Annotated in this window: 26 protein-coding genes and 1 pseudogene; 11 read left to right on the forward strand and 16 right to left on the reverse strand. The window is 61.7% G+C overall.

Annotated elements, in window-relative coordinates:
• The first annotated feature begins 143 nt into the window (after positions 1-143).
• The 7 genes and pseudogenes from PR018_RS27440 (at position 144) to PR018_RS27470 (ending at position 7997) form a co-directional block, all read left to right on the forward strand.
• Entirely contained in the window at positions 144-1280 is a 1137-nt protein-coding gene (locus tag PR018_RS27440) for a transporter substrate-binding protein (protein ID WP_142825062.1), read from the forward strand.
• Entirely contained in the window at positions 1277-1858 is a 582-nt protein-coding gene (locus PR018_RS27445) for an ANTAR domain-containing response regulator (protein WP_142825063.1), read from the forward strand. Before PR018_RS27440 ends, PR018_RS27445 begins: the two co-directional genes overlap by 4 nt.
• Positions 1858-2706: an ABC transporter permease gene (locus PR018_RS27450; protein ID WP_142825064.1), complete on the forward strand. Its 849-nt coding sequence runs from the start codon at positions 1858-1860 to the stop codon at positions 2704-2706. Before PR018_RS27445 ends, PR018_RS27450 begins: the two co-directional genes overlap by 1 nt.
• On the forward strand, positions 2706-3626 hold the full coding sequence (locus PR018_RS27455; protein WP_142825065.1) for an ABC transporter permease: 921 nt from the start codon (positions 2706-2708) through the stop codon (positions 3624-3626). Before PR018_RS27450 ends, PR018_RS27455 begins: the two co-directional genes overlap by 1 nt.
• Before the next feature lie 30 nt (positions 3627-3656).
• Positions 3657-5291 carry an ABC transporter substrate-binding protein gene (locus PR018_RS27460; RefSeq protein WP_142825066.1) on the forward strand — a complete coding sequence of 545 codons (1635 nt, stop codon included), beginning with the start codon at positions 3657-3659 and terminating at the stop codon, positions 5289-5291.
• A 62-nt stretch (positions 5292-5353) separates the two neighbouring features.
• The gene (locus PR018_RS27465; protein ID WP_142825067.1) at positions 5354-6298 is read left to right on the forward strand and encodes an acetamidase/formamidase family protein; all 945 of its coding nucleotides are present in this window, start codon (positions 5354-5356) and stop codon (positions 6296-6298) included.
• Positions 6295-7997: pseudogene (locus PR018_RS27470) on the forward strand (ABC transporter ATP-binding protein). Before PR018_RS27465 ends, PR018_RS27470 begins: the two are co-directional and overlap by 4 nt.
• A gap of 42 nt (positions 7998-8039) precedes the next feature.
• Here PR018_RS27470 and PR018_RS27475 read toward each other — a convergent pair.
• A complete protein-coding gene (locus PR018_RS27475) occupies positions 8040-9203 on the reverse strand; it encodes a glycosyltransferase (protein WP_142825069.1) in 1164 nt (387 codons plus the stop codon).
• 177 nt (positions 9204-9380) lie between these two features.
• Entirely contained in the window at positions 9381-11381 is a 2001-nt protein-coding gene (locus PR018_RS27480) for a glycosyltransferase family 39 protein (protein WP_142825070.1), read from the reverse strand.
• 332 nt (positions 11382-11713) lie between these two features.
• On the opposite strand from PR018_RS27480, the gene PR018_RS27485 reads away from it, so the two are divergent.
• Positions 11714-12157: a response regulator gene (locus PR018_RS27485; protein WP_224127996.1), complete on the forward strand. Its 444-nt coding sequence runs from the start codon at positions 11714-11716 to the stop codon at positions 12155-12157.
• Between the two features lie 26 nt (positions 12158-12183).
• On the opposite strand, the gene PR018_RS27490 is transcribed toward PR018_RS27485, so the two are convergent.
• The 6 genes from PR018_RS27490 to PR018_RS27515 all read right to left on the reverse strand — a co-directional run bounded on the left by PR018_RS27490 (position 12184) and on the right by PR018_RS27515 (position 17158).
• Positions 12184-12942, reverse strand: a complete 759-nt coding sequence (locus PR018_RS27490) for a phosphatase PAP2 family protein (protein WP_142825072.1) — start codon at positions 12940-12942, stop codon at positions 12184-12186.
• Positions 12943-13190: 248 nt separating this feature from the next.
• Complete coding sequence (locus PR018_RS27495; RefSeq protein WP_142825073.1) at positions 13191-14087, reverse strand: glycosyltransferase family 25 protein; 897 nt, start codon at positions 14085-14087, stop codon at positions 13191-13193.
• 138 nt (positions 14088-14225) lie between these two features.
• Positions 14226-14426: a hypothetical protein gene (locus PR018_RS27500; RefSeq protein ID WP_142825074.1), complete on the reverse strand. Its 201-nt coding sequence runs from the start codon at positions 14424-14426 to the stop codon at positions 14226-14228.
• Between the two features lie 145 nt (positions 14427-14571).
• Positions 14572-15912, reverse strand: a complete 1341-nt coding sequence (locus tag PR018_RS27505; RefSeq protein ID WP_142825075.1) for a sensor histidine kinase — start codon at positions 15910-15912, stop codon at positions 14572-14574.
• A complete protein-coding gene (locus tag PR018_RS27510) occupies positions 15909-16586 on the reverse strand; it encodes a response regulator (RefSeq protein WP_111221038.1) in 678 nt (225 codons plus the stop codon). Before PR018_RS27510 ends, PR018_RS27505 begins: the two co-directional genes overlap by 4 nt.
• A 71-nt stretch (positions 16587-16657) precedes the next feature.
• On the reverse strand, positions 16658-17158 hold the full coding sequence (locus tag PR018_RS27515) for a cytochrome b (RefSeq protein WP_142825076.1): 501 nt from the start codon (positions 17156-17158) through the stop codon (positions 16658-16660).
• Positions 17159-17476: 318 nt separating this feature from the next.
• Between PR018_RS27515 and PR018_RS27520 the strand changes: the two genes are divergently transcribed.
• Positions 17477-18970, forward strand: a complete 1494-nt coding sequence (locus PR018_RS27520; RefSeq protein ID WP_142825077.1) for an ArnT family glycosyltransferase — start codon at positions 17477-17479, stop codon at positions 18968-18970.
• A gap of 46 nt (positions 18971-19016) precedes the next feature.
• Here PR018_RS27520 and PR018_RS27525 read toward each other — a convergent pair whose 3' ends face one another.
• From PR018_RS27525 to PR018_RS27560, 8 genes are all read right to left on the reverse strand, one after another.
• Positions 19017-19925: a cytochrome c gene (locus PR018_RS27525; protein WP_374108341.1), complete on the reverse strand. Its 909-nt coding sequence runs from the start codon at positions 19923-19925 to the stop codon at positions 19017-19019.
• Between the two features lie 77 nt (positions 19926-20002).
• Complete coding sequence (locus tag PR018_RS27530; protein ID WP_142825079.1) at positions 20003-20443, reverse strand: c-type cytochrome; 441 nt, start codon at positions 20441-20443, stop codon at positions 20003-20005.
• Positions 20444-20579: 136 nt separating this feature from the next.
• On the reverse strand, positions 20580-20999 hold the full coding sequence (locus PR018_RS27535) for a plastocyanin/azurin family copper-binding protein (RefSeq protein WP_142829468.1): 420 nt from the start codon (positions 20997-20999) through the stop codon (positions 20580-20582).
• A gap of 191 nt (positions 21000-21190) precedes the next feature.
• Complete coding sequence (locus tag PR018_RS27540; RefSeq protein ID WP_142825080.1) at positions 21191-21673, reverse strand: DoxX family protein; 483 nt, start codon at positions 21671-21673, stop codon at positions 21191-21193.
• A gap of 18 nt (positions 21674-21691) precedes the next feature.
• Entirely contained in the window at positions 21692-22495 is an 804-nt protein-coding gene (locus PR018_RS27545; protein WP_224127998.1) for an HvfC/BufC N-terminal domain-containing protein, read from the reverse strand.
• On the reverse strand, positions 22455-23309 hold the full coding sequence (gene bufB / locus PR018_RS27550; RefSeq protein WP_142825081.1) for an MNIO family bufferin maturase: 855 nt from the start codon (positions 23307-23309) through the stop codon (positions 22455-22457). The genes PR018_RS27545 and bufB overlap by 41 nt, the downstream gene beginning before the upstream one ends.
• A 76-nt stretch (positions 23310-23385) precedes the next feature.
• Complete coding sequence (locus PR018_RS27555) at positions 23386-23670, reverse strand: BufA1 family periplasmic bufferin-type metallophore (RefSeq protein ID WP_142825082.1); 285 nt, start codon at positions 23668-23670, stop codon at positions 23386-23388.
• Positions 23671-23711: 41 nt separating this feature from the next.
• Entirely contained in the window at positions 23712-23981 is a 270-nt protein-coding gene (locus PR018_RS27560) for a BufA1 family periplasmic bufferin-type metallophore (RefSeq protein WP_142825083.1), read from the reverse strand.
• Positions 23982-24202: 221 nt separating this feature from the next.
• Here PR018_RS27560 and PR018_RS27565 point away from each other — a divergent pair, with 221 nt between their 5' ends.
• On the forward strand, positions 24203-24769 hold the full coding sequence (locus PR018_RS27565; protein ID WP_142825084.1) for a sigma-70 family RNA polymerase sigma factor: 567 nt from the start codon (positions 24203-24205) through the stop codon (positions 24767-24769).
• Positions 24756-25388, forward strand: a complete 633-nt coding sequence (locus PR018_RS27570; protein ID WP_142829408.1) for an NrsF family protein — start codon at positions 24756-24758, stop codon at positions 25386-25388. Before PR018_RS27565 ends, PR018_RS27570 begins: the two co-directional genes overlap by 14 nt.
• The last annotated feature ends 11 nt before the right edge of the window (positions 25389-25399 follow it).

Raw genomic sequence — 25399 nt, forward strand, 5'->3', positions numbered from 1 at the left:
GGCATGCCTGTATTTTACTCAGGCCTGCCGAATAGGCAAATCTTAACACATGACTTCGATGTCGCCGGGCAGTTTCGCCCCCATGATGCCCCATCCAAGATGGGATCCGCGTCGTGGGGTTTTTCGCGTTTGGGTATTGAACAATGATCGACGCACTAAAGATCGGCATCCTCTTTTCGACGACCGGGCCCTATGCGTCGATGGGTCGGGATGCGCGCGACGGTGCCGAATGTGCCATCGAGGAATTTGCTGCCACCGGCGGGCTGCGCTTAGAGCCCGTCTTCGCCGATCCTCGCGCTGATCTTTCCGCCTATCTGGATGGCGCCCGCCATATGCTGCGCAACGAAGGTTGCCGCCATATCGTCGGCACGATCACCTCGGCGGCGCGCAAGGAAATCATTCCGCTGGTCGAAAAGCATGACGGCCTACTCTGGTACATGTGCCCCTACGAGGGTTTCGAGGCCAACGAGAACGTCATTTATATCGGCGGCTGCCCGAACCAGCACCTGCTGCCGCTCTTCCAGCATCTCATCCCCCGGTACGGCAAGCGCCCCTACCTCGTCGGCGCCAACTATGTGTGGGGCTGGGAAATGAACCGGCTGGCCCGCGAGTTGATTTCCACGGCTGGCGGCGAGGTGCTGGGCGAGCGCTATCTGCCGCTCGAGGAGACTGCGGTTGAGCGCATCGTCGCGGATATTGCCGAGCGCCGGCCGAGCTTCATCCTCAACAATTTGATTGGCCCCTCCAGCTATGCATTTCTGGCGGCCATCCGCGGGCTTTCAGACCGGGACCCGGCCTTCCTGCCGGAGAACTGCCCGGTCGTCAGCTGCGATCTGATGGAGTGCGAACTTGCCGATATCGCCGCAGGTGCGGCCGTCGGGCAGCTTTGCGCCGCCTCCTATTTCGCCAGCATCGTGTCGCCCGAAAATGCTGAGTTCAAGAGCCGCGTGGCGGCGGCTTTCGGGCCGGAGCGCGGCGTGTCCAGCGTTTTTGCCAGCGCCTATACTGCTGTCAAACTTTGCGTCGAGGCCATAATCGCAGCCAGTAGCGACGAGCCGCAGGCAGTGCGACGGGCGCTTCATGGCGCGTCTTGGCCGAGCCTGTTCGGTCCGCTCGCGATCGACCGGCAGACCAACCACGCGGCCCTCCCATTTCATCTCGGACGGATCAATGCCGGCAATGGTTTCGATGTCATCGCCTCGCGTTCGGCCATCCCTGCCGACCCATATCTGACTGCGCGTCACACGATTGCGGAGCCGAAGTTGCGGGTGGTTTCATGAGGGAAACACCGAATTTCACTGGCTGGCACGCCGCGATCCTGCACAGGGAAGACAGCAACACCGAGCGCTTGATCCGCCAGCTGACACTTCTCGGCCTCAGCACATCGCTGCGCTGGGAGCCGCTCTCTGCCATGGAACGTCCGGACCTCGTGATCGTCGATGCCGATCAGGGCTGGGACGGGCTGCTCGCCTCGGCACCCGCGCATCCGGCGGTGCCTGTGATTGCGCTGCTGGGTTCGGAAGCACCGGGCCGCATTGCCTGGGCGCTCGAACAGGGTGCCGGCGCGATCATTGCCAAGCCGGTTGCAAGCTCGGCCGTCTATCCGGCGCTGGTCATGGCGGTCTCCATCCACCAGGAGCGAATGGCGACGCGCTCGAAGATGGATCGTCTGGAGGAGCGCGTACGCATGCGACCGCTCGTTCATGCCGCCGTGCAAAAGATCATGGAGGCGCGGGGCGTCGGGGAAGAGCAGGCCTATACGATCCTGCGCGGCTCGGCCATGCAGCGTAGATTGCCAATGGAACAACTGGCGGCCTTCATTCTCGGCGGCTCCGAACCCTTGCCGGAGGCCGTCTGATGCGTGTCCTGAAATCGATGTTTCGCCAGCCCTCGGCGCTGTTCGGGTTGATCATCGTCATCGCCGTTGTCGTTATGGCGATCGCGGCGCCGCTGCTGGCGCCCTTCAGCCCCGATGACCAGATGTTCGATGGCCTGTCGCTGGATGGCGCGCCGTTGCCGCCCGGCGGCCCCTATCTGCTCGGCACCGATACGCTCGGCCGCGACCTGTTCTCCCGGCTGCTGTTCGGCGCTCGCACCTCGCTGGTCATCGGCCTTGTTGCTAATGGCATTGCGGTCGCCATCGGCCTCTTCATTGGTATTGTCGCTGGTTATGTGGGGGGCTTCTTCGGCAATCTGCTGATGCGCTTCACCGACCTGATGATGGCATTTCCGGCCCTGCTGCTTGCCATTGTGCTGGCGGCCCTGCTGCACCCTAGCCTGTGGATCGTGGCGATGGTCATCGCGCTCGTCAACTGGGTGCAGGTCGCGCGCATCGTCTATACCGAGACGCGCGGATTGGTGGAGCGCGACTTCATGATGGCGGAGCGCTCGCTGGGCGCCGGCCACGGCCGTATCCTGCTTCTGCACATCCTGCCGCATCTGATGCCGACGGCGATCGTCTGGGGCACGCTCGGTATCGCAACGACGGTGCTGCTCGAGGCGACGCTGTCCTTCCTCGGCATCGGCGTACAGCCGCCGCAGCCCTCCTGGGGAAATATCATCTTCGAGAGCCAGAGCTACTTCGAATCCGCCCCCTGGTTGGTGTTCATTCCGGGCGCCGTGATCCTGCTGACCGCTTTGTCGTTCAACCTCGTCGGCGATGCGCTGCGCGACATTCTCGATCCGACCCAGAGAGGGCGCGGCTGATGGCCCTTCTCATTCTCCGCCGACTTGTTCAGGCGGCACTCATCCTGCTCGGCGTCGGCGCCATCACCTTCCTGCTGCTCTACGCACTGCCGGCCGATCCTGCCGTACTGATCGCCGGCCGCAGCGCTACACCGGCAACCGTCGCCGCCATTCGCCATGAACTGGGGCTGGACCAGCCGTTGGTGCTGCAGTTCCTGCATTATCTCAGTGGCATCCTGCATGGCGATCTCGGTCGCTCCTATACGCAGAAGACATCCGTGCTGCCGCTGATCCTCGCCCGCCTACCGGCGACGCTGATCCTCATGGCGGCCGGCATCCTGGTCGAAGTTGTCCTCGGTATCACGCTCGGGACCATTGCCGCCGTGCGCCGCGGTGGCTTTGTCGACCGGCTGGTGATGATGGCGTCCTTCGTCGGGGTGTCCGCCCCGCAATTCGTCGTTGCACTGCTGCTCCTCTACGTCTTTGCGGCGACGCTCGGCTGGTTCCCAATGAGCGGCTACGGCACGCCCAATCATGTGGTGCTGCCGGCCGTCACGCTCGGCATCCTCGGTGCCGGCTGGTATGCGCGCATGGTGCGCTCGGCGATGATCGACGTGCTCAACCAGGATTATGTGCGCACGGCGCGCGCTAAGGGCCTGTCGTCGTCGCGGATCATCTTTCGTCATGCCCTGCCCAACGCCATCCTGCCGATCATCGCCATGATCGGCATCGATATCGGCCAGTTCATGAGCGGTGTCGTCGTGGTCGAGGCCGTCTACGGCTGGCCAGGCATCGGCCAGCTCGCATGGCAGGCCATCCAGCAGGTCGATATCCCGATCATCATGGGCGTCACCATCGTCTCGGCCCTCGCCATCGTCATCGGCAACCTGATCGCCGATATCGTCGCTCCGTTCATCGACCCGCGTATCCGCGCGCAATAACCAAGCAAAAACCAACAGAGGAGTTCACCAATGACAAAAACCTTCCTGCGACGTGCAGCTCTGGCTGCCATGCTCGCGACCACCTCCCTGGTGCCGGCGCTCGCCGTCCAGGCTGCCGACAAGCCTGTCGACGGCGGAAAGATAGTCGTCACCTACAAGGACGACATCGCAACGCTCGATCCGGCCATTGGCTATGACTGGCAGAACTGGTCGATGATCAACGCGATGTTCTCGCGCCTTGTCGACTACACGCCCGGCACGACCGAGTTGAAGCCTTCGCTGGCCGAAAGCTACACGGTGTCCGAGGACGGCAAGACATACACCTTCAAGCTGCGCGCTGGCGTTAAATTCACCAACGGCCGCGAAGTGACCGCCGCGGACGTCAAATATTCGATCGAGCGCGCCGTCAATCCGAAGACGCAGGGCCCTGGCGCCGGCTTCTTCCACTCGATTGTCGGCTCCGACGCGATGACCGCCGGCACCTCACAGACGCTCGATGGCATCACTGTCGTTGACGACCACACCGTCAAGTTCACGCTGGTGCAGCCGGACGCGACGTTCCTCAATGTGCTCGCCCTCAACTTCTCTTCCGTCGTTCCGAAGGAAGCAGTCGAGGCGGCGAACGGCGACTTCGGCAAGAAGCCGGTCGGCTCCGGCGCTTTCATCCTGAAGGAATGGACGGTCGGCCAGCGCCTCGTGTTCGAGAAGAACCCTGACTACTTCGTCAAGGACCGCCCGCATATCGATGGCTACACGGTCGAAATCGGCCAGGAGCCGCTCGTGGCGCTGCTGCGTCTGCAGAAGGGCGAAGTCGATGTTGCCGGCGACGGTATCCCGCCTGCCAAATACCTCGAGATGAAGAACTCGAAGGATTTCGAAGGCATGATCGTGGATCGTCAGCAGCTGGAAACGAGCTATGTGACGCTCAACACGCAGGTAAAGCCGCTCGACAACGTCAAGGTCCGCCAGGCGCTGAACATGGCTGTCAACAAGGAGCGCATCGTTCGCATCATCAACGGTCGCGCCGTGCCGGCAAACCAGGTACTGCCGCCGCTGATGCCGGGCTACGACAAGGATTACAAGGGCTATGCCTACAGCGTCGAGAAAGCCAAGGCACTGCTGGCCGAGGCCGGCCTGAAGGATGGCTTCACGACCCAGCTCTACACCTCCAACACCGATCCGCAGCCGCGCATCGCCCAGGCGATCCAGCAGGATCTCGCCGCCGTCGGCGTCAAGGTCGAGATCAAGGCGCTTGCCAATCCGAACGTCATCGCTGCCGGCGGTACGCAGGGCCAGGCGCCGATGGCATGGTCGGGCGGTCTCGGCTGGATCGCCGACTTCCCGGATCCTTCCGACTTCTACGGACCGATCCTCGGCTGCGGCAGTGCCGTCGCCGGTGGCTGGAACTGGTCGTGGTACTGCAACAAGGAAATCGAACCGCGCGCCCAGGCGGCCGACGCCATGCCGCTGCCTGCCAAGGCTGCGGAGCGCAACGAAGCCTGGAAAAAGATCTTCACCGAGATCCAGGAAAAGGATGCGCCGTGGATCCCCGTGTTCAACGAGCGCCGGGTTGTTGCCAAGTCGAAGCGGATGGGCGGACCGGATGAGATCTACATCGATCCGACCCGCGTCATCGATTACGAAGCGATCTTCGTCAAGAAGTAAGCCGATCGGTTCAATACCTCCCTGGGCACTGCCCCGGGGAGGCTCAATCTTCGGAGGCAAGCATGTGCATCGTCTGCACCCACACCATTCACCGCGCCCAGCATAATTTCGGCTGGAACCGGGATTTCGAACCCGCTGTCGTCGCCAAACCCGGTGAAACGATCCATTTCGAATGCATGGATTCGTCCGGCGGACAGCTGGGCGCCGACGCGACCCTGGCATCGCTGAAGGAACTCGATTTCGGCAAGATCAATCCGGTCTCCGGCCCTGTCTATGTGGAGGGCGCGATGCCGGGGGACGCATTGAAGGTCACGCTCCGCCGCTTCGTGCCGTCGGGCCTCGGCTGGACCGCCAATATTCCAGGGTTTGGACTTCTGGCCGACCAGTTTCCCGACCCTGCTTTGCACATGTGGTCCTATGATGCCAACGCCATGACGCCCGCCCTTTATGGCCCCGGCGGTCGCGTACCGCTGAAGCCTTTTGCCGGAACTATCGGTGTCGCCCCTGCCGCCCCAGGTTTGCACTCCGTCGTGCCGCCACGCAATGTCGGCGGCAATCTCGATATCCGGGATCTCAGCGCCGGCGTAACGCTGTACCTGCCGATCGAAGTGGAGGGTGCGCTGTTCTCGATCGGCGATACCCATGCCGCGCAGGGCGACGGCGAGGTCTGTGGCACGGCTATCGAAAGCCAGATGAATGTCGAGGCGACGATCGAGCTGGTCAAGGATGCGCGCCTGAAGAGCCCGCGCTTTACGACAACCGAGCCGGTCACCCGCCATCTCGACGGCGCTGGCTATGAGGTGACGACAGGCATCGGGCCGGACCTGATGACCGGTGCGCGGGAAGCCCTGATGCGGATGATCGACCTGCTCGGCGAAGAGCATGGCATGAGCCCGGTCGATGCCTACATGCTGTGCTCTGTCTGCGGCGACCTCCGGATCAGCGAGATCGTCGACATGCCGAACTGGGTGGTGTCGTTCTACTTCCCGAGGATCGTGTTCGCGTGACGGAAACAGCCTCGTCGCCCGCCGCGCTTTCGGTGAGAAACCTGTGTGTCGATGCCCGCACGCCGGAAGGCCGGCGGCGGGTACTCGACGACATCGATTTCGATCTCATGACCGGCGAGACCCTCTGCCTTGCCGGCGAATCGGGTTCCGGCAAGTCGGTAACCTCGCTCGCCGTCATGGGCTTGCTCCCGAAAGCATCCTTGCAGGTGGCGTCCGGCAAGATCATGCTCGCCGGCCGCGACCTGCTGTCCTTGCCGGAGCGGGCGATGCGCAAGGTGCGCGGCGGCGAGATCGCCATGGTCTTCCAGGAGCCGATGACCTCGCTGAACCCGGTGATATCAGTCGGCGACCAGCTGACAGAGGCGATCCGCGAGCATCAGGACAGCGACACCGCAAGCGCTGTGGCTTCCGCCCTGCGCATGCTCGACGCCGTCCAGATCACCGATCCGGCGCGGCGGCTGAAGCAGTTTCCCCATGAGCTTTCCGGGGGGATGCGACAGCGGGTGATGATCGCCATGGCGCTCTCCTGCCGCCCCAAGGTGCTGATCGCCGACGAACCGACCACGGCGCTTGATGTCACTGTCCAGGCACAGATCCTGAGTTTGATGCGAGAGCTGAAATCGGAGTTCGGGACCTCGATCATCCTCATCACCCATGACATGGGGGTTGTGGCGGAAATGGCGGATCGCGTCGTGATCATGCAAAACGGCCGCATGGTCGAAAAGGGAGCTGCGATCGATATCTTCGAGCGCCCGACCCACGCCTATACGCAGGAGTTGCTGGGGGCCGTGCCGCGTCTTGGCGCCCATGCCGGCACGGACGGTCCACCGCGCGTCACCGCCAGAGGCCTGGTCGCACCGACGCCGCTCGACCGGACGCCGGTGCTCAACGTCAGCAATCTGACCGTTACCTACGGCAGCCAGTCAGGCTGGCTCCTCAAGACAGCCAAGCCGGCGGCAGCGGTCGATGGCGTATCCTTCGACATCCTGCCCGGCAAAACGCTTGGTCTCGTCGGCGAAAGCGGCTCGGGAAAGTCGACGACGGGCAAAGCCGTGCTCGGCCTCATTCCCTACCAGGGCGACGTTGTGATCGACGGTCGCAATATATAGGGGGACTCAGCCAGCGCGACATGCAGCCGGTTCGCCGCTCCGCCCAAATGATCTTCCAGGACCCCTATGCATCGCTCGATCCTCGCATGGCGGTGGGGGCTGCGGTTGCCGAGCCGATGATTATCCACGGCATTGGCAGCAAATCGGAGCGTCGCGACCGGGTGGCAGAGCTGCTGCGCCGCGTCGGCCTGACGCCCGATGCCGCAACCCGCTATCCGCACGAGTTCTCCGGCGGCCAGCGCCAGCGCATCTGTATCGCGCGCGCCCTGGCACTGGAACCGAAGCTGATCGTTGCTGACGAAAGCGTGGCAGCGCTCGACGTTTCCGTGCGGGCGCGGGTTCTCGACCTGCTGCTCGAACTGCAAGAGACGATGGGTCTCGCCTATCTCTTCATTTCGCACGACATGGCGGTCATCGAGCGGATGTCGCACCATGTCGTGGTCATGCGCTACGGTAAAATCGTCGAGAGCGGCACGCGCCGCCAGGTGTTCGAGACGCCGAAGGATGCCTATACGCAGGCCCTTCTGGCCGCCGTTCCCGCACCTGATCCGCGCGCCCGTGGCCGCAGGCTGGCAGTCCAGCAGTCATGAGAAAATCCGGAAACCAGACCAATGCCTGGTTTCCGGCCCGGCTTAGCGCTTGCGCCAGGTAATGGCTGAGTTGGTGAAGTAGTTCCAGGCAGCCCCGATGGCGGCACCTGCGAGGCCGGCCAACCACCAGCGTGGTTCACTATTATAGAATGCAGTCGACACGCCGACACCGGCAAAGACGCCGAAACTGCAGAGGGCTGCAAACATGCCGAGCCCGGTCACGAACCGCCACCCGTGCCGGCGCCTGTCCCTGTAGGTGAGAGCGTTGTTCAGGGTGTAGTTCACGACCATGGTGATGAGCATGGCGGCAGTCTGCGCCGTTGGAAAGTCCAGCCCTGCCCCGAGCAGTATGCGCAGAAAGGCGAGGTTGACCACGAGGCCCGTGGAGCCGACCAGGCAGAAGGCCAGGAAGCGCGCAGAGATGAAGTCGCCAGAAGCCTTGGAGATGAGAAGCCCGAGATATTCGAACACCACCGATGCATCGAGTTTGCTGACACCGTGCAAGCGCGGGCTGAATGCGTAGGACACTTCCTCGATTCGCATCTGTTTCGGCGACGACGCGACGATGTCGAGCAATATCTTGAAGCCTTGGTTCGACAGGCGCGGCGCCACTGCCTCGACGAATTCGCGACGGATCATGAAAAACCCGCTCATCGGATCGCTGAGCCGCACTCCCAGCAGGGACTGCGCCATTCCCACCGCAAGCCGGCTGCCGGCATGGCGAATTCTCGAAAGCCCGTCCGATGCGCCGTCCGCTTGAATGTAGCGGCTGGCGACGACGAGGTCAGCGTTGCCGGTGCGCAGAACGTTGAACATTTCCGCCAGCCGGGTTTCATCGTGCTGGAGGTCGGCATCCATGACGGCAACCACGGGTGCGGAGCTGGATAGGATACCTTCTATGCAGGCGCCGGCGAGCCCCCGCCTGCCGACGCGGCGCAAGCCGCGGATGCGCCGGTCGTTGACGGAAAGGGCGCGAACCTGGCCGATGGTGTCGTCGCTGGAATCGTCATCGACGAAAATCACCTCCCAGTCGATACCGGCCAGCGTCGCGCGCAGCCGATCGACGAGAATGGCGACGCTTTCGCGCTCATTCAGCGTTGGAATGACGATGGAAAGCTCGGGACCGATGTGATCGAGGCTAATTTGAGCGCTGATGGCCGAGAGATCGTCCTCGACAAGGCGCGCGGCAGAGACACTTACATTCATCAATCTTACGACCTTCGAGCGTTAATCCGGCGGTGGCATCAGGCCTTTGGATCGGCTGCCGGAATACGAACACCAAGCTCAGTCTCTGTCGGCGACGCGGACTGTCTGATCATGTCACTCTTGCACCCTTACCCTGACGACAAACTGAAGCGCTGCATGCGAATTCGATCGGGGTGCTCATTGCGACGGGCATTGTGCCGCCGGCGAGGCGCAGTCCCGATAGCCATATCCAATGCGGTAGTAGAACTTGCCGATGGTAACGCCATTCCGGCTGACGCCATGCGTCTGGATATCCGTGAGGCGATCGAAGTAGCGTCCCGCGCCGGGTTTATCGACGTCGCTCTTTTTCAGGCTGACCAGCATGATGGTGCGGCCCTGCATTTCCGCAGGCCTGTACCAATATCCGTACATGAGACTATCGTTGCCAAGCGGACCGGCGCCGACGGAGTTGCCCGCAACGTTGCCGTCGCGCCTGTTGTAGAAAGCGAGTTCGCTGGCAACGAAGTATTTGTCCATGCCTGCCACAAGCACGCTCTGGCCCGCCTGCTCCTCGACAGACCGTTCGATCAGGCCGACTTCGCGGCCGAGATCGTCCCAGGCCACCGGCAATGTGCGGATGTTTCCGAGATGGCCCGCGAACGGCAGCCCGAGGACCAGATAGTGCAGACACACGGCGTATATGGCCAGCGTACCAAGCAGCGTCGGCGCCCAGGACCGGCGCAGCGCTGCGGCAATCCTGGAAGAACCGGAATTGGCGTCGATGATGGTCGCGGCGACGGCGGGCAGGATCGCGAGCCACACCGGTCCCGTCCAGTTGAGCTTCACCTCATGCCCGAGACTGAACGCTGCAAAAACCGACAGGGGCGTCAACGTGAACACCAGCATGAACAGCGTCCTTCGTCTCATCTGCACATCGGTTTTCTGCGCCGTGACGAGGCGGCGAAGACATGAGGCCAGCGCTGCGATTGTGACGATGAGCCCAAGCGGCGTTAGCAGCAATGCCGCGCTTGCGACCAGCGCCGGGGGGGAAAAAGCCGGCGTGTCGGCGAGACGCTGGGTGCTCTGGAAGGCGAAAGACGCCCAGCCATGTGTCGCATTCCAGTAGATGACAGGGCTGAACAGGAAAAGCGCCGTCGCAGCTGCAAGATAGGGTTGCGGCCTCATCAGCCATCGCCTTGCTCGCGGGTCGATGAGCATGAAGATCAGGGCTGCGGGGCCGAGCAGCGCAATCGTGTATTTCGACAGCATGCCGAGACCGGCACAGACCCCCACGCCCCACCAGGCATTGCGCTTGTCTGCAACCAGCGCCCGTTCGAGGAAGTACAGCGCCCCTGCCCAGGCCGCAGTCAGGGGCACGTCCGGTGTCATCAGGAACCCGGTGTAAAAGAAGACGGGTAGCACGGCGGTGAGGACAAGCCCGACAATCGCGGTCGTCTTGTCGAAAAGATGGGCTGTCAGGCGGTAGACGAACAAGCACGTAACGATCCACGCAAGGTAGGCCCCGATGCGGACGCCGAATTCGGTATCGCCGAAAAGCGCGGTCCCAAGCCAGATCATCCACGCGGACATCGGTGGGTGATCCAGGTAGCCGATGTCGATATGGCGGGAGAAGTTCCAATAATAGGCCTCTTCCGGCAGAAGATCGACGACGCCGATATATGCGAGACGCAGCGCCAGCATATAGGACAACACGCCAGCTGCCGCCGACTGCCAGCGCGCCAGCGCCGAGGAAGGCCACGTCATCCGGAAGACGAAAAAGTGATTGCCGAAATAGCACGCAATCGCAGAAGCGCCGGCACCGAGGACGATTGCGGCTGACGGCGACCATGTCAGCAACGCCATCGCGTCCGCAAATACCCCGCCGCGTAGTCCGAACCCCAGAAAGCAGATTGCCACGTAGCGGCCAAGCTGATGCCAGACGCCTCCTCCGGCTGCCGCTCTGGAGTGCAGAATGTAGGAAAAGGTCGACACCACAGCAAAGCTCGCGGCCAATGCCACCGGCAGGCTGATGCCGAGACCGAAAAGTATCTCGAAGAGCAGCACGTCGATAGCGTAGGCCGTCAAGCTCACCCAGAGGAGAGGACGTGCTGCGAGCCCGGATCGTTGCTCCACGGAAATGTCGAGCGCTTGCCTGGCAACTGAGCCGGTACCTCCGGCCACCATCGCAGGCGTCGTCACGTCGCGCACGACAGACCGGGGACCAACAGGTTGAAACGGGCAAAACTGGTCATGTTCGGAGTACGGCTTTCTCTGAGGCCAGTCTGTTGGGCTGGCGGCACTTTGAAGTCGACCACAGCAAGACGGACCGATGACGGTTGCCGTTCACTATCTTGCGCAAAGCTGACAGACGCCTGAACCTGCCTGTTCCGGGGAGGCAAACAGCGCGCCCCAGTCGAGTGTCACCGGTATTTGGCGGGGCGCATTGATCGAGAACAATTTCAGGTGAATGTCAGTATAAACGTGCATCTACCGACGCTAATGCTTCGGGGGTAGCGGATTTGCGTATTCTTTTGGTCGAGGACAACTTCCTCATCGGCGATGCGCTGCACGACCACATCGTAGCGGATGGATGGGACGTGGACTGGGTGCTGACCCTTGAGGCCGCCCGCGTCGCCGCAGACGAGGGGTCGTACGCTCTGGTGCTGCTGGATCTGCATCTGCCTGACGGAAGCGGGCTCTGTCTGCTCCGTTCCTTGCAGCAGACGTCGCCGCACATCCCTGTCATTATCCTGTCCGCTTACGACCAAGCTTCCGACAGGATCGAGGGGTTGGAAAACGGTGCGATTGACTACCTGACGAAGCCCTTCGACCTTGGCGATGCTCTTGTCCGTATTCGCCGTTTTGCCAGGCCTCAGGGGATCTCACCCTGGTGGCCGTCGCTGAAGACGATCGCCGGATGCGGATTGCGCACGGTAAATGGCGTTTCAAAGAAGAGCGTCAGTCACTTTGATTGAAAATTTTCTGGCTTGACCGTGGACGCTCAGAGATAGCGGCGGCTGGTCATGCCCTCGGCCACCGCCAGAACTCCCGCAAAAATCACCACGGACGATAACCAGCCAAGGATGACATCCGAGAGATAGTGCGCGCCCGTGAGCACGCGCATCACGGGGATGACGAGGGAGATAAAGGCCATGGGCAATCCCAGCGTCAGGCGCCAGCGTGCCGGCAAAAGAAGGATGAGACAGAAAAGCCATCCCGCCGACGATGCCTCTCCCGACACGAAAGAGCAGTTCTTGAGACATTTCCCTGCGAACGAACCCGCCTGGACAAAATCCAGCTGGCCTCCGAACCAGGACGTCTCGCGCGGGCGTGGGCGGCCTGAAAACGTCTTCAGGAAAAGGTTGACGGTCAGGCCGCAACCGAGCGCGAGAGACATCAGCGCTGTCAGGCTGAGCATCACCCTCGGGCTCTTCCAGTCCGCAGCGGAAGTGAATTTGCAGCGGACAAGGTCGGCAATCAAGACGGCGACTGCGATGTAGGGAAGCACGAAGAGCACGTTGCGCGCGGCTGTGAAAAACGGGCTGGCATCGTAGGCAAAACTGCCGCAGGTCCGGCCGACGGCGTCGAATATGCTGCAATTTGTGCCGGTGAAGAACCGCTGTGCGACGGCGATATCGATGGAAGGAAAGGCGTTGAACAGAGCGAGGATTGCCCACCAGAGAACGAACGTGACCATAAATATGACGCGGCTTCTCGCCGTATAGGCTTGCGGGGCAGCAACGCTCGTCAAATCAGACATCGGCACAATATTCTCGCTTACGGTGTTTTATCCCACCTGCCTTGCTGCGTTCGACGCCCACGATCATCTGCAGCTATACTGCTGGATATCGCTCGACGCTGACAGGAGCCTGAAGCGCCAGAGGAAATCTGGCTGCACCCTTGCACACTGCTGTCAGCCCCCCGCACCCTCGCCCTGCTGTGCCAACCCAGCGGCGTTCCGGCATCTGCCTACCGCGCCCGTGTGAAAGGTTGATGATCCCGTTGGTATCATGCACGTCGGCGTCCTGGTCGCCGCTGCCTGCTGTGCTGGTCCGTTGAAACAGCCATGTCTGGCAGGTATCGGTCTTCGCCGAGAAGCGCTCGATCATAGGCGTGCCGATCAGGTTCGGCGTCGTCCCTTGCGAGGGCCGATAGCAACCGCGCAGACCGGCTGAGCAGACGCGTGATCTCCAGCCATGCCCTGTAGGGCTGGACAGATAGATAATGCCAGCGCGAAAGATGAAACGCCCGACGGTGGCCCTGTATCTGTGATATCAGGCCGATATCCTGAATGACTGGTACGGGAACGACGAAGGCTGCCTTCAGGCCTGCGAAATATTCAAGATCGAAGGCAATGTCGAAGGGAAGGCGCATAGGCATCAGGCCGGTGACGAACCACTCCGCCGCCCGACGGTTGATGACATAGGCACCCGAACCTTTTTCGCGCGTCAGCGCGATCGCCAGGCTCCGGCGGGGCGTGATCTTGCGGAAAACATGCTTTTTGCCGCTGTTGACGCTCGATAGCCGCAGAATATCCCAGGTCTCGCCGGCTTCGATAGCGCCTTGGATCAGGTCGCTGATATCGTCGGGAAGAACCGCGTCGTCCTCGAGCACGAGGGCATGCTCCGACGATGAGGCCAGCAGCCGGCGAGCGCATTCGATGTGGCTGAGATAGCATCCGACCTCGGCCGGGTTCCGCCGCCTGCCGTGGCGCAGGACATAGGCGCGCTCGGCAAATTCGGCGGTCGGGAACTGGATTGCCCTCCCATCGATGGCGGAGACCCTCTCGAACGGCAACGACAGATCCGAAAGCATCGAGGTCATCAGTTCCAGACGGTCGGGCGCCCTGTCCAGATTGATCAGATAGACAGGGACGGTAAGTGTCTCGCGATTGACCCGGTGCATGTCGTCATTACCCGCTGCGATCTCTTGTCGGCACATTCGCCGATTTGCCGCCACAGCTATTGGCGGCAGAAATTACAGCTGACTTACGGAATAGCGGCGACACGGCAGCAGGCCATCCCGCCGCGACTTTCATGCGTGCTAGCGGTCGTCTGAATCGCCATCCGACGCGCCACGCAGAGAGAGTGCTGCGATGGCCGATGGCACATTGGCGGCCGATGAGGCGCCAACGGTCGGCTTTGAAATGTCCGGCGGATTGGCAGATGCAGCTGGCAAAACCGGTGGTCGTGCCTGGACGGGTGCGGTGGTGGAAAGGGCGGCGATGGATGAAATTGCAGACATGGGCGCATCTCCTTTGGCCGGCCTTCGCATCATGCGTCGGGGGCAGCCAGATTGAGCGCACGGTTCATCCATCCGCGTTTGGCGACGGGCTATGAGAGCCAATCGATCGCTTCGCCGGTTATGGCGGCTGCAGCTTACAGGCGACTTACAGAGCTCGAGGAGAAGAGGGTGTCGGAAAGACCATCCGCGCAGACGCTCCGCCGCCGGTCGGGTTAGACAGGATCAGCAATCCCCCATGCGCCATCATTGTTTCGTCGACGATGGAGAGGCCGAGGCCCAGTCCATCGGAACGATCGCTGACGGACTGCTGGGTTCTTCTTGCCACCGGATCGAGCTTGATGGGCGGAAACCCTGTCCCCTCGTCCGTGACTGAGATTTCGCGCTCGTTGCTGACGGTGATCGTCACCGTGCCGGCGACAGGACTGTGTTCGACCGCATTCTCGATCAGGTTTCGCAGCGCCCGGAAGATGAAGTCGTTGGCGCCGCTGATGAGAACAGGGTGGTCTGGCGTGATGATCTCGATCGACCTCCCCTTCTGGATTATGATCGGGGCGAGGAAGGCGCCGACGCGACGGACGATCTCGCAGAGGTCGACGCAGTCGTCCGTTTCGAAATGAAGGCCGCCGAGCCGCACCCTGTCCACCAGCTGCGTGACAATCCGCTCCAGCGCATCGAAGTCTCGTTCGAGATCGCGGGAAAACGCTCCGTCGGATGCCGAAAGCTGCGCCTTGATGATGGTCATCGGCGTGCGCAGCTCGTGGGCGATGTTGCCGGAGAAGCGCTCGAGGGCCAGATAGCCGCCCTGCAGCCTGCCGAGCGCGTTGTTCACAGCCTTGACGATGGCCAGCACATCGGGCGGCATGTCGCCTTCGGTCAGGCGAACGCTGATGCTGGCCGGGCTGATCCCTTCCGCCTCGCGTGCCGCGCGGGTGAGTGGCCGGAGCGCGAGTTTGGCAACCACGATGTTTGTCACGAGGATCGCCACGACGAAGGGCAGCCAGATCCAGGCTATGTCCCCGACGAATTCTTCTAGGACGCTGTCGAACACGAGATGACTGCTGGGAAAGGCAACCTGGACATAGCGAGCCAAGCCTTTGTCGGCAAGGCGCAGCGACAGGCCAAAAAGTCTTGGGATGCCGTCATGGGCAGGCAGTGAGAAATAGCGCTGGTCGACATCGTCGGCGGGCACGAGTGGTCCGGAAACACCGTCGGATGCGCTCAGCAACTCGTTCGCACCGCTCAGCACGGCGTATTGGCCGTGCAGTTCGCCAAGCCGGTTCACCACAAACTTGAAGCCGCCCTGCTGCAAGGGCAGTTCCTTGGCCATTCCCCGGGCAAAGGTCAGCAGCGTCTCCTCGCGAAAGCGATTGTTGGCCGATGCGAAGCGGATGTAGAGAAAACCGATGCTGGCGAAGACCGCAAGCGTCGCCACGAGCGACATGGAGAGCACCAGCCGCGAAAACAGCGATAGTTTTCGGTAGCTCATGGCCGCTTTTCTGCCAGCATGTAGCCGAGGCCGCGCAGATTGTGGATCTCGATCTCCGCCCCTGCCCCTTCCAGCTTCCGTCGAAGGCGGTGGATGAGCACCTCCACCGCGTTGGAGCTGACTTCCTCACCGAAGCCGTACATCGATTCCTCGAAATCGGCGCGCGATATAACGCGCGAGGACCGTCGCATGAGAAGTTCCAGCGCCGAAAGCTCGCGACGGCTGATGTCGAGATCATGCCCGCCGACCCGGACGCGATATTGCGCGGGATCGAGCTCCACGTTGCGCTCGCTGAGGACCGACGTGCGCATGGTTCCCGGCCGGCGCAGCAGCGCGCGAACCCGTGCAATCAGAACATCCATGACGAACGGCTTGCAGAGGTAGTCGTCGGCGCCACGGTTGAGCAGGTCTATCACAGACGAGCTATCGTCGCGGGCTGTCAGGATGAGGATCGGCGCGGATGGCGCGTGCCGCCGGGCGGGCTCCAACAGCGACGCGCCGTCGCGATCCGGCAGGCCGAGATCGAGCACAATCACATCGTAGGCGACGACAGCCATCGCCGCCTCTGCCTCCTCGGCATTCGAAAACAGATCGGCTGCAAAGCCTGCCGCCTTCAGCGCACCGCAGGTCAGTTTGCCGAGGCGGCTGTTGTCTTCGACCAAAAGCAGTCGCATCCAACGGTTCTCCAGATGGCGAAGTTTAAGTTTTGTGGTGCTTTTCTATGCGGGAACGGCTGCTGCCAGCGTCAGCCTACGGTCATCCGGCGCAGGACATTTGTCTTCCAGTAGAACTGGTGGACCAGCGCTCCGAGCACATGGCCGCCGATCAGCACCCAGAGGATAACCTTCAGCACATCCGCATGAATACCGCCTGCGACGTCGATGCCGAAATAGTAGGCCGCCCCACCGGTCAGCGGCATGGCAAGCAGCAGGAGGTAGAGCGTTGCATGCGCGAACTTGGCAGCGATGCTGAAAATCTTCGGTTCCTGCGAAGGCGATGCCGGGGCGCCGCTGGTGAAGCGCAGGAAAAGGCGTGCGATGACGATGAAGAATATGGCTATGCCGACATAGGCGTGGATATTGGCGCTTGCGATCTGGTCTGCGCTCGCCGAGCCGGTCTCCTCGATGGCGCGGTTCCACTCGCTCATGCCATCGGGAAGCAACAGGTTGAAGAACACTAGGAGAACCGTCAGCCAGTGAAGCACACGCTGCGGCAGCGAAAACGAATTTGAATGGTGATTTTCCAAGACGGGATCTTTCAGGTTGGGTGATCTGCTTGGTGAAAGCTAAGATACCAAACAGCTGACATCGACCTGAACACTATTCGAGAAATTGTAAATTCGTAACGATGCAATAAAGGGTTGATAAGCTGTCTATGTAAGTCTGGCGTAAGTTTTGGCCTTCAATGGCCGTCGCATTTCGGAATCCGGTCTGGTATGGACCCTGCCACCGGACCTATCGAGGGAACGCTTGCGTGTTGGTGAAAAAGACGTGTCTGCATAAGTCCGCCGCGGCAGTTGTTGACGTCCGAACACGCGCGTCCGCAATCCTTAAGGTCATTCCGCGTGCACTATAAAGCCGGCGGGATACGCGTCGGTAACTGGTGGCCGGTCATGCTGCTGGCTGCGGTGCTCGCGGCGTTTCGGCTCTTTGCCATGGCACACACCGACCTCAATTCCGACGAGGCTTATTACTGGCTTTGGTCCCGCGTTCCCTCGGCCGGTTATTACGATCATCCGCCGATGATCGCCTGGTGGATATGGCTGTCCACCCATGTCTTCGGCGATACCGCGCTCGGCGTTCGCGCCTTACCCGTGTTGTCGGTCTCCGTGGCATCGCTGGCGGTGTATGCGACCGTCATCGAACTCTATGACGACACCCGATTGGCTTTTCGTTCTGCGGTCTGGCTGAACGCAATGTTCCTGGTGGGGCTCGAGGCTATTTTCGCGACCCCAGATGCGCCGTCTGTGATGTTCTGGTCCCTGACAATCTGGGCCCTGGCGCGCCTGCGACGCACGGAAAATCCGCTTTGGTGGATCGTTGTCGGTGTACTTGCCGGAGCCGGCTGCGTCGGCAAGTACACCAACTTCTTCATCGGTCCCGGGATCCTGCTGTGGCTCTTACTTGATCCCAGGGCCGTACGCTGGCGCTTTAGCCCATGGATCCTGCTGGGAGGCTTGGCGGCCTTTGCGGTCTTCATGCCGGTGCTGGTCTGGAATGCAGATCATGGCTGGGCGTCCTTTGCCAAGCAGTTCGGCCGGCTCGGCGATCATCATCCGGCGCTCAACTCGCTTGCCACATTCATCGGCGGGCAATTCGGACTGATGAACCCGGTCATCGCCATCTTCGCGGGTATTGCGGTCTGGCGGTTTTGCCGCCATTGCCAAAATCGCCGGTCGGACCCCTTCATCTTTCTGGTCGCACTGACCGCCCCCCTGGTCGCGTATCTGATCATTCACTCGCTGCACGACTGGGTGCATCCGAACTGGCCTGCCCCTGCCTACCCGGCGCTTGCCATTGCCGCAGCGGTGGCAGGTGAGGCTTCGGGCAACGTCCATCTGAGGCGTCTCCGGCTCTGGGTCGTGCCGGTCGGCATAGGACTGTCGTCCCTGCTCCCTCTCTACCTCGCCACGCCGATGGGCGAGCGCGTTCCGTTTACGAGCCCGGCCGACACGGTCATCGGCTGGCAAGACCTGACGACGGAGCTGGAAGGCCGCAGGCAGCAAACCGGTGCCGCATGGATCGCCACGACCGACTATGGGCTCACAGGCGAAATCGCCTTCTATTCGCATCAAGCAGACAAGGTTCAATCGATCGTCGATCGGCAGCGCTACACATTCGAAAGCCCCGACGCCTCTCTTGCGGAAAAGTCTGCCTTGCTGGTGGTGCGCACCGGCGAAGGGCGGCTGGCACAGTATCTGAAATGCTTCCGATCCACCGGCCCCGTCGAGCACGTTGCCCGCCGTGCCGGGACGAGGGTCATCGACGACTATTCGGTCGTTGCCGTCTCCGGGGCTGCAGGCAATATCCTGTCCAGCGGTTGCCAGGCAGCGCAATGATCGGGTTTCAAAGCAAGCGGTTGGGACAAATGACGTCTCGCCCGCGTCACCTCGACGGTATCGCCTTGAGATAGGCGGCGATCGCTTCGCGGTCCGAGGCGGGCAGATGGGCGAGGTTCTGCTGGACCTCCACCATGGAACCGCCGACGCTGTCGAAATCCGGAGTCATGCCGGTTTCCAGATAGCTTGCGATATCGGCTTCGCTCCAGGATCCGATCGACTTTGAGCCGGGCGTGATATCGGGAATGTTGCCCTCTCCCTCAGGATTGGGGGCGCCCGCAAGCCAGCTGTCGGCCTTGAAGCCACCCAGCGGATCGCGCGGGGTATGGCATTCGCCGCAGTGACCGGGTCCCTCGACGATGTATTGTCCGCGCTTCACCTTGTCGCTCGGATTGTCCAGCACGACGCGTGGCTTTTCACTGAAGTACAAGAGTTTCCAGCCGCCGAGCAACAGCCGGATGTTGAAAGGAAACGGCAGCTCGTGGGGTGGTGCGACGTTGCTGCTCTTCGGCAATGTCTTCAGGTAGCCGAACAGGTCGTTCACATCGGCATCGCTCATGCGGCTGTAGGAGCCGTAAGGGAAAGCCGGATAAAGATGTTCGCCGTCGGGTCCAACGCCGCGTTTCATGGCGTTGCCGAACTGCGCAAGTGTCCACTTGCCAAGACCTGCGGTGTCATCCGGGGAGATGTTCGGCACATGAAACGTGCCAAACGGGCTCTTGAGCGCGAGGCCGCCGGAGAGGACGAGCTTTGCATCGCCTTCCGCACCTTTGGCCGCATGGCAGCTCGAACAGCCGCCCGTCCAGAAAACCATCTCGCCCTTCTTGACGTCCGGAGTTCCGAGGTTGGCCCAATGGCTATCGGGAAGTGGAGTTGGCTTGGTCAGGACATAAAATCCCGCCACGCCAGCAAGGGCGGCGCCAGCAATGATTGCCAGGACCCGCCGAAAATTCAGGATCAAGGTCTTCCTCCCATTTCAGTTTCGGCGGATTTGGCGATGTCAGTCAACGCGCCGCTGCAACCGGAGGCGCGCTACTCCTTCTGCCGGTAGACCTGATGACAGCTGCTGCAATCCGCGCCGAGCTGCTTCAATGCCGGGCCGAGGGCTGCAGCGTCTGCCGGCAGTTTCATGGCGATCATCTCGGCATCGGCCGAGAGCTTGTCGGCATGCGCCTTGAAGTCGGCCGGGTTTTCCCAGATCTTCGGGCTTGCAGCCTTGTCGGTCTTGTCCGAATCCGGCTTGAACTGGTCCGGGAAGGCCTTGGCCGTTTCCGAAATCGTCATGAGAGCAGCTTTCACTGCCGCTGCATCGTATGGCTTGTCGCCCTTTGCCATTGCCGCCATGATGCCGACGGAACCGCCGATCTTCTTCATCATGGCCTCGCGGGCAGGCTTGGTTCCCTCGTCAGCAGCGAAGGCGGCAGTCAATCCCATTGCAACGACGAATGTAGTCATCATCATTTTGGCGCGCATAGCTTTGTCTCCGATCATGAGGAACTCTGTCCAGGTGGTGGCCGGAAAGGCACTGTCGGGCGTTTCGCGAACCTGCTGGCTGTCAACGACGAGGGGTCGAGGCCGCGCCATCGAGCGGGGGCGACCTCGGCTGGTTTCAGGGCGTGACTGTCAAGGTTGCAGCCATGCCAGCTTCATAGTGTCCCTTGATGTTGCAGAACACAAGGTAGCTGCCGGGCTTCAGATTGACCTTGAGCTCGCCGTTGGCGCCTGGCTTCAGGTCGGAGACTTCACCAAGGCTCTTCAGCTGCTTCTCGTCGACCCGGTGCTTGGCGGTGTTCAACGGGATCTTCTGGTCGGCCGACTTGAGCTTGACCACGATCATCTCGTGATTTTCCGTCGCTGCATCGTTGTGAACAGAAAGGACAGCCGGGCCGGCCTTGACGGTCATCGGATCGAGCTTGAGACCCATAGCGCCCCCGCCCTCGCCGGTTTCAACCACCTTGATCGTCGTCTCGGCCCATGAGGGCGAAGCAAAGGCGACCAGAGTTACTGCCGCAACAGTGGCAAAAGTCATTTTCAAGACATTCATCGACAAGTCCTCCTTTTTGCACGGTGATTACCGTGCAAGCTTCATCGCGAGTGTTTATTACAAGAAGCTTACAGGGGCCAAGTTTAGTTAACAAGTCCCTGATTTCCTTGACTTGCGATGGCGAGCAACCTCGTAGAAACAAATACCGGCTTGCCCGAATACGGATAGTTTTGCCTTCAGATGGTGACGCCTGTACGACGGGCGATGAGATGATCGACGGACAGTCTTCCGGGTCCGCCGGCGATGATGACGAGGAAGCAGACAGCCCATGTGCCGTGGGTTGGCCAAGCGTCGGGATAGACGAAGATCTCGATGACCAAAGTCATCCCCAGCAGTGCCAGTGCCGAGAGCCGGCTGGCAAACCCGATCACCAGCAGCAGGGGGAAAAAATGTTCGGCGAATGCCGACAGGTGGGCTGCAAGCCATGGATCGACGAAAGGCAGCTTGTACTCCGTCTCGAACAGATAGACGGCATTGTCGGTGACATGCCAGCCGTCGACCTTCGTTTCGCCCGATTGCCAGAAGACGGCGGCAATCGACAGCCGCGAAAGCAATGCGATTGCGTCGTGCGGAATACGATCGAGGAGACGCAGTATGGCGCGACTTTTCCCCAGCAGCGTGCGGTCCGGCCTTGCGGCCAGGGTTATATCGTCGGTCATGATGTGTCTCCAGATGGATCAGATGATTGCGGCGAAGGCGCCGGATTGCAGGATGCCCGCGAGATTGGTGGACAGGTCGAAGTCTGGGGCCTCATTGATGGCAGCCACTGCCGCCGTCCCGAGCGTTTGGCCTTCGGCCAGCGCCGTCACGAAGGTTGCTCCGCCCGGTGGCAGGCGATGAATATTGACGATCATTTGCGGCCTGACGATCATCGCGTCTTCACCGCGCCAATCGTCTATCGGCGCGAGCTCCAGTTCCCCCGCATTCATCGCCCAGATGGTAACGGCCGGCGTGGTGAAGCGCAGGACGGACATTGACGGATGCGGTCGGATAATGACCCCGGCGAGATGCTCCGGCGCAACCGTTGCAAGCTCTGCGCCGTCGAGCGGCATGCTGTCCCCGGCGTTATAGGCCATGCTGCGGGCAGCCTCCAGGCGGATGACATCGGGCAGATAGGTCAATTCCCGGGCCGGTTCGAACTCAACCACGAAGGCGGCAAAATCGTCACCGTAGGCCAGAAGCAGAGGCGAAAGTGGTGGATGGCAGCGGACGAATTCAAGCGCCATGGCTGTAAAGAATGCCTCGCCGACGATCTCGACAGTGACCGGAAACCGCGCCGACAACGCGCCTGTCAGGGCCATGGCGACGTTGTTGCGGTAGACGTCGAACCGCCGTGCGGGGTGCCGCCCGTTCCAGGCGGTCAGGCCGTCCGGCATGTCGCGGCGCGGGTCGCCCAGGGCGTTAGCAAACTGGGCCTGTGTGTCGAGGGACATGGCGACCTCAGGCTGCTTGGCGGGCAGCGGCCCGTTGCAGGATTGCATCGGCCATTTCCGCTTCGGCACGCAAGATAGCCCAGGACGGAACGTCGTTGTCCCATTCCACCAGGCTCGCTACGGGGCCGGTGCGGGCAATTACCTCTTCGTAGAGCGCCCAGACGGGATCCTTGACCGGCGTGTCGTGGCTATCGATCAGCAGCGGCGCGCCGGCGTCGTCGGTGGTTTCGGAATGGCCGCTCAGATGAATTTCGCGCACGGCCTGCAGCGGGAAGCGGGCAAGGTACTCGCGGGGGTTCATGTGATGGTTGGTGGAGGCGACGAAGACGTTGTTGACGTCCAGCAACAGGCCGCAGCCGGTGCGACGGACCAGTTCCGCAAGGAACTCGGTTTCGTCGATGCAACTCTCCTCGAACAGCAGGTAGGTGGCCGGATTTTCCAGCAGCATCTGGCGCTTCATCGTCGTCTGCACCTCGTCTATATGTTCCGCGACACGGGCCAGCGTCTCCTCCGTATAGGGAAGCGGTAGCAGGTCGTTGAGGAAAACGCTGTCGTGGCTCGACCAGGCCAGGTGCTCGGAAAAGCTCTCCGGCTCGTAGCGATCGCAGAGCATCTTGAGCCTGTAGAGATGCGCGGTGTCGAGCGCCTGCATCGAGCCGATGGAGAGGCCGACGCCATGGATCGACAGGGCATAATCCTCGCGCAGGCGGCTAAGGCGGGCATGCGGCGGTCCGCCGGCACCCATGTAGTTTTCGGCATGCACCTCGAAGAAGCCGATCGGCTGTCGCTCGGCATCGATGGCGGAAAAATGCTCCGGTTTGAAGCCGACGCCGGCACGGCCCGGCAGTGTGGGGGATTTCATGGCACTCTCCCTTCGATAACGGGGGCGGCACGACAATCGTGCCGCCGCTCTTGGCTGAGGTCGCCTCGCAGTAGGCTCAGATCGGGGCCGGACCCTGGGTCAGCGTGCCGTGGCCCTTGGGTGTCGTCATCGTGACGCAGCTGCCGGCGGGAACGAGCTTCCAGGAGTTCTGCTGGTAGTCGACCTTGGAGGTACCGGCGCATGTGGTGCCGGCACCGGCGGCGCAATCGTTCTGGCCCTTGAGGGCGACGCCGTAGCATTTTTCCTTCTTGGCATCGGCGGCCGAGGCCGAGACGGCGCCGATGAGGCTCAAGGCCGTTGCCAGAGAGGCGACGACGACGGTTGTCGTAAGGTTGGTCATATCAAACTCCGATGAATGGATCGCTGTGCGGGCGTTTCGGCTCAGACCGGCTTCAGCATGCCATGGCCATGCGGCGTCTTCATCGAAACGCAGGTGCCGGTCGGTACGAGCTTGAAGGATGCCTTGTCGTAGCTCATCGTCGACTTGCCGGCGCAATCGTGCTTGCCGGCAGCGCAGTCGTTCTGGCCTTTCATGGCGACGCCGTAGCACTTTTCCTTGGTGTCGGCGGCGAAGGCTGCAGGGGCGGTAATGGTTGCGAGTGCCGATGCCAGCGAGCCGGCCAGTGCCAGTGTAGCGATGCTGTTCTTCATAATTTTGTCTCCCGTCGATGAGCCGTGATTGGCTCGCAACAGGGACTACGGCGACGACCCGAGGGTTGTTACAGGCCGTTCGAAATCTTTTTGCAAACGGCCCTTGCCGTCCTGGCGAATGCGCGGGACAAGGCTTGCCTGCAAGGATATTGGCAGAGTGCAAAAGATTGTAGCAGCATCGGTAACAAGATTGTGCGTCTCGCCGTAGGGGATGATGTGGGTTGAATTATTCAGCGCGCGAAGAGCAATGGGCGGAGTGGATGCGCAGCGCCATCGAAGGCGACACGCAGGCCTACACCCGATTTCTGACGGCAGTGACACCTTATCTGCGAGCCATGGCGAGAAGACGCTGCGAGCAGCTTGGCGCGCCGCCGAGCGAAGCGGAAGATGTCGTTCAGGAAGTGCTTCTTGCTGTGCACCTGAAGCGGGGAACCTGGGACCCTGCCCGCCCCATCGGTCCATGGCTGTCGGTCATCGTCCGCAACAAGCTGATCGACAGCCTTAGGCGAAGGGGCCGCAGGGTCAACGTGCCGATCGAGGACGTCATCGAAACGCTCGAAGCCGAGCCGTCGAGCGATGGGTTCGACCGGCTCGACGCGGAACGGATTCTGCAGCATCTGAAGGATCCGCAGCGCGACATAGTCCGCTCTATCTCCCTGCAGGGAACGAGCATCGGCGAAACGGCCGCAAGGCTTAAAATGACGGAAGGTGCGGTGCGCGTTGCGCTGCATCGGGCCTTGAAGTCCCTGGCCCTGTTCTATCGGAGTGAAACGCGTGAAGACGAATGACCTGATCAGCCTCCTGGCGGAAGACGCCCCGGTCCGTGTACGGCTCGGCCGCAGACTGGCGCTGGCGTTGGCGATCGGCATCGTTGGATCCGCCGTCCTGCTACTGTCGACCATCGGCATGCGTGCCGATATGGCGGATGCGATCGATACGGTGCGTGTCGCTTTCAAGCTGCTCTTGACACTGACATTGGCAATTATCGCCTGCGTCCTCGTCTTTCGGATCGGCCGCCCCGGTGCATCGCTGACGATCTCGCGCTGGTTGTTGCTGCCGCTTGCGGCGTTGGTCGTGGCAGTCGCCAGCGAACTGATGGTCGTTCCCGAGGTCGTGTGGAAATCCAGCATGATGGGTCAACACGCCGCATTCTGCCTCATATTCATCCCGGTATTGTCGCTGGTGCCGCTCGCGGGCTTCATGCTCGCCCTCCGCCATGGAGCGCCGGAAAGTCCGCGGCTGGCGGGCGCTGTCGCCGGCCTTGCGGCTGGCGGTATCGCGGCTGCCATCTATGCCTGGCACTGCCCCGACGACAGCCCTCTGTTCGTCGCATCCTGGTACATGATGGCCGTCACCCTCGTCACCGGCATCGGCGCACTGCTCGGCAACCGCTTGCTCCGGTGGTGAAATTACCAGGT

It is taken from the genome of Rhizobium rhododendri (assembly GCF_007000325.2).
GTDB lineage: Bacteria > Pseudomonadota > Alphaproteobacteria > Rhizobiales > Rhizobiaceae > Rhizobium > Rhizobium rhododendri.

Bases quoted from the DNA above. Each gene is read 5' to 3' on its own strand.
- PR018_RS27440 (WP_142825062.1), top strand. From the start codon at position 144: ATGATCGACGCACTAAAGATCGGCATCCTCTTTTCGACGACCGGGCCC.
- PR018_RS27555 (WP_142825082.1), bottom strand. From the start codon at position 23,670: ATGACCAACCTTACGACAACCGTCGTCGTCGCCTCTCTGGCAACGGCC.
- PR018_RS27545 (WP_224127998.1), bottom strand. From the start codon at position 22,495: ATGCAATCCTGCAACGGGCCGCTGCCCGCCAAGCAGCCTGAGGTCGCC.
- PR018_RS27530 (WP_142825079.1), bottom strand. From the start codon at position 20,443: ATGCGCGCCAAAATGATGATGACTACATTCGTCGTTGCAATGGGATTG.
- PR018_RS27505 (WP_142825075.1), bottom strand. From the start codon at position 15,912: ATGAGCTACCGAAAACTATCGCTGTTTTCGCGGCTGGTGCTCTCCATG.
- PR018_RS27500 (WP_142825074.1), bottom strand. From the start codon at position 14,426: ATGTCTGCAATTTCATCCATCGCCGCCCTTTCCACCACCGCACCCGTC.
- PR018_RS27465 (WP_142825067.1), top strand. From the start codon at position 5,354: ATGTGCATCGTCTGCACCCACACCATTCACCGCGCCCAGCATAATTTC.
- PR018_RS27510 (WP_111221038.1), bottom strand. From the start codon at position 16,586: ATGCGACTGCTTTTGGTCGAAGACAACAGCCGCCTCGGCAAACTGACC.
- PR018_RS27495 (WP_142825073.1), bottom strand. From the start codon at position 14,087: ATGCACCGGGTCAATCGCGAGACACTTACCGTCCCTGTCTATCTGATC.
- PR018_RS27460 (WP_142825066.1), top strand. From the start codon at position 3,657: ATGACAAAAACCTTCCTGCGACGTGCAGCTCTGGCTGCCATGCTCGCG.
- PR018_RS27490 (WP_142825072.1), bottom strand. From the start codon at position 12,942: ATGTCTGATTTGACGAGCGTTGCTGCCCCGCAAGCCTATACGGCGAGA.
- PR018_RS27455 (WP_142825065.1), top strand. From the start codon at position 2,706: ATGGCCCTTCTCATTCTCCGCCGACTTGTTCAGGCGGCACTCATCCTG.
- PR018_RS27475 (WP_142825069.1), bottom strand. From the start codon at position 9,203: ATGAATGTAAGTGTCTCTGCCGCGCGCCTTGTCGAGGACGATCTCTCG.
- bufB (WP_142825081.1), bottom strand. From the start codon at position 23,309: ATGAAATCCCCCACACTGCCGGGCCGTGCCGGCGTCGGCTTCAAACCG.
- PR018_RS27535 (WP_142829468.1), bottom strand. From the start codon at position 20,999: ATGACTTTTGCCACTGTTGCGGCAGTAACTCTGGTCGCCTTTGCTTCG.
- PR018_RS27445 (WP_142825063.1), top strand. From the start codon at position 1,277: ATGAGGGAAACACCGAATTTCACTGGCTGGCACGCCGCGATCCTGCAC.
- PR018_RS27540 (WP_142825080.1), bottom strand. From the start codon at position 21,673: ATGACCGACGATATAACCCTGGCCGCAAGGCCGGACCGCACGCTGCTG.
- PR018_RS27450 (WP_142825064.1), top strand. From the start codon at position 1,858: ATGCGTGTCCTGAAATCGATGTTTCGCCAGCCCTCGGCGCTGTTCGGG.
- PR018_RS27560 (WP_142825083.1), bottom strand. From the start codon at position 23,981: ATGAAGAACAGCATCGCTACACTGGCACTGGCCGGCTCGCTGGCATCG.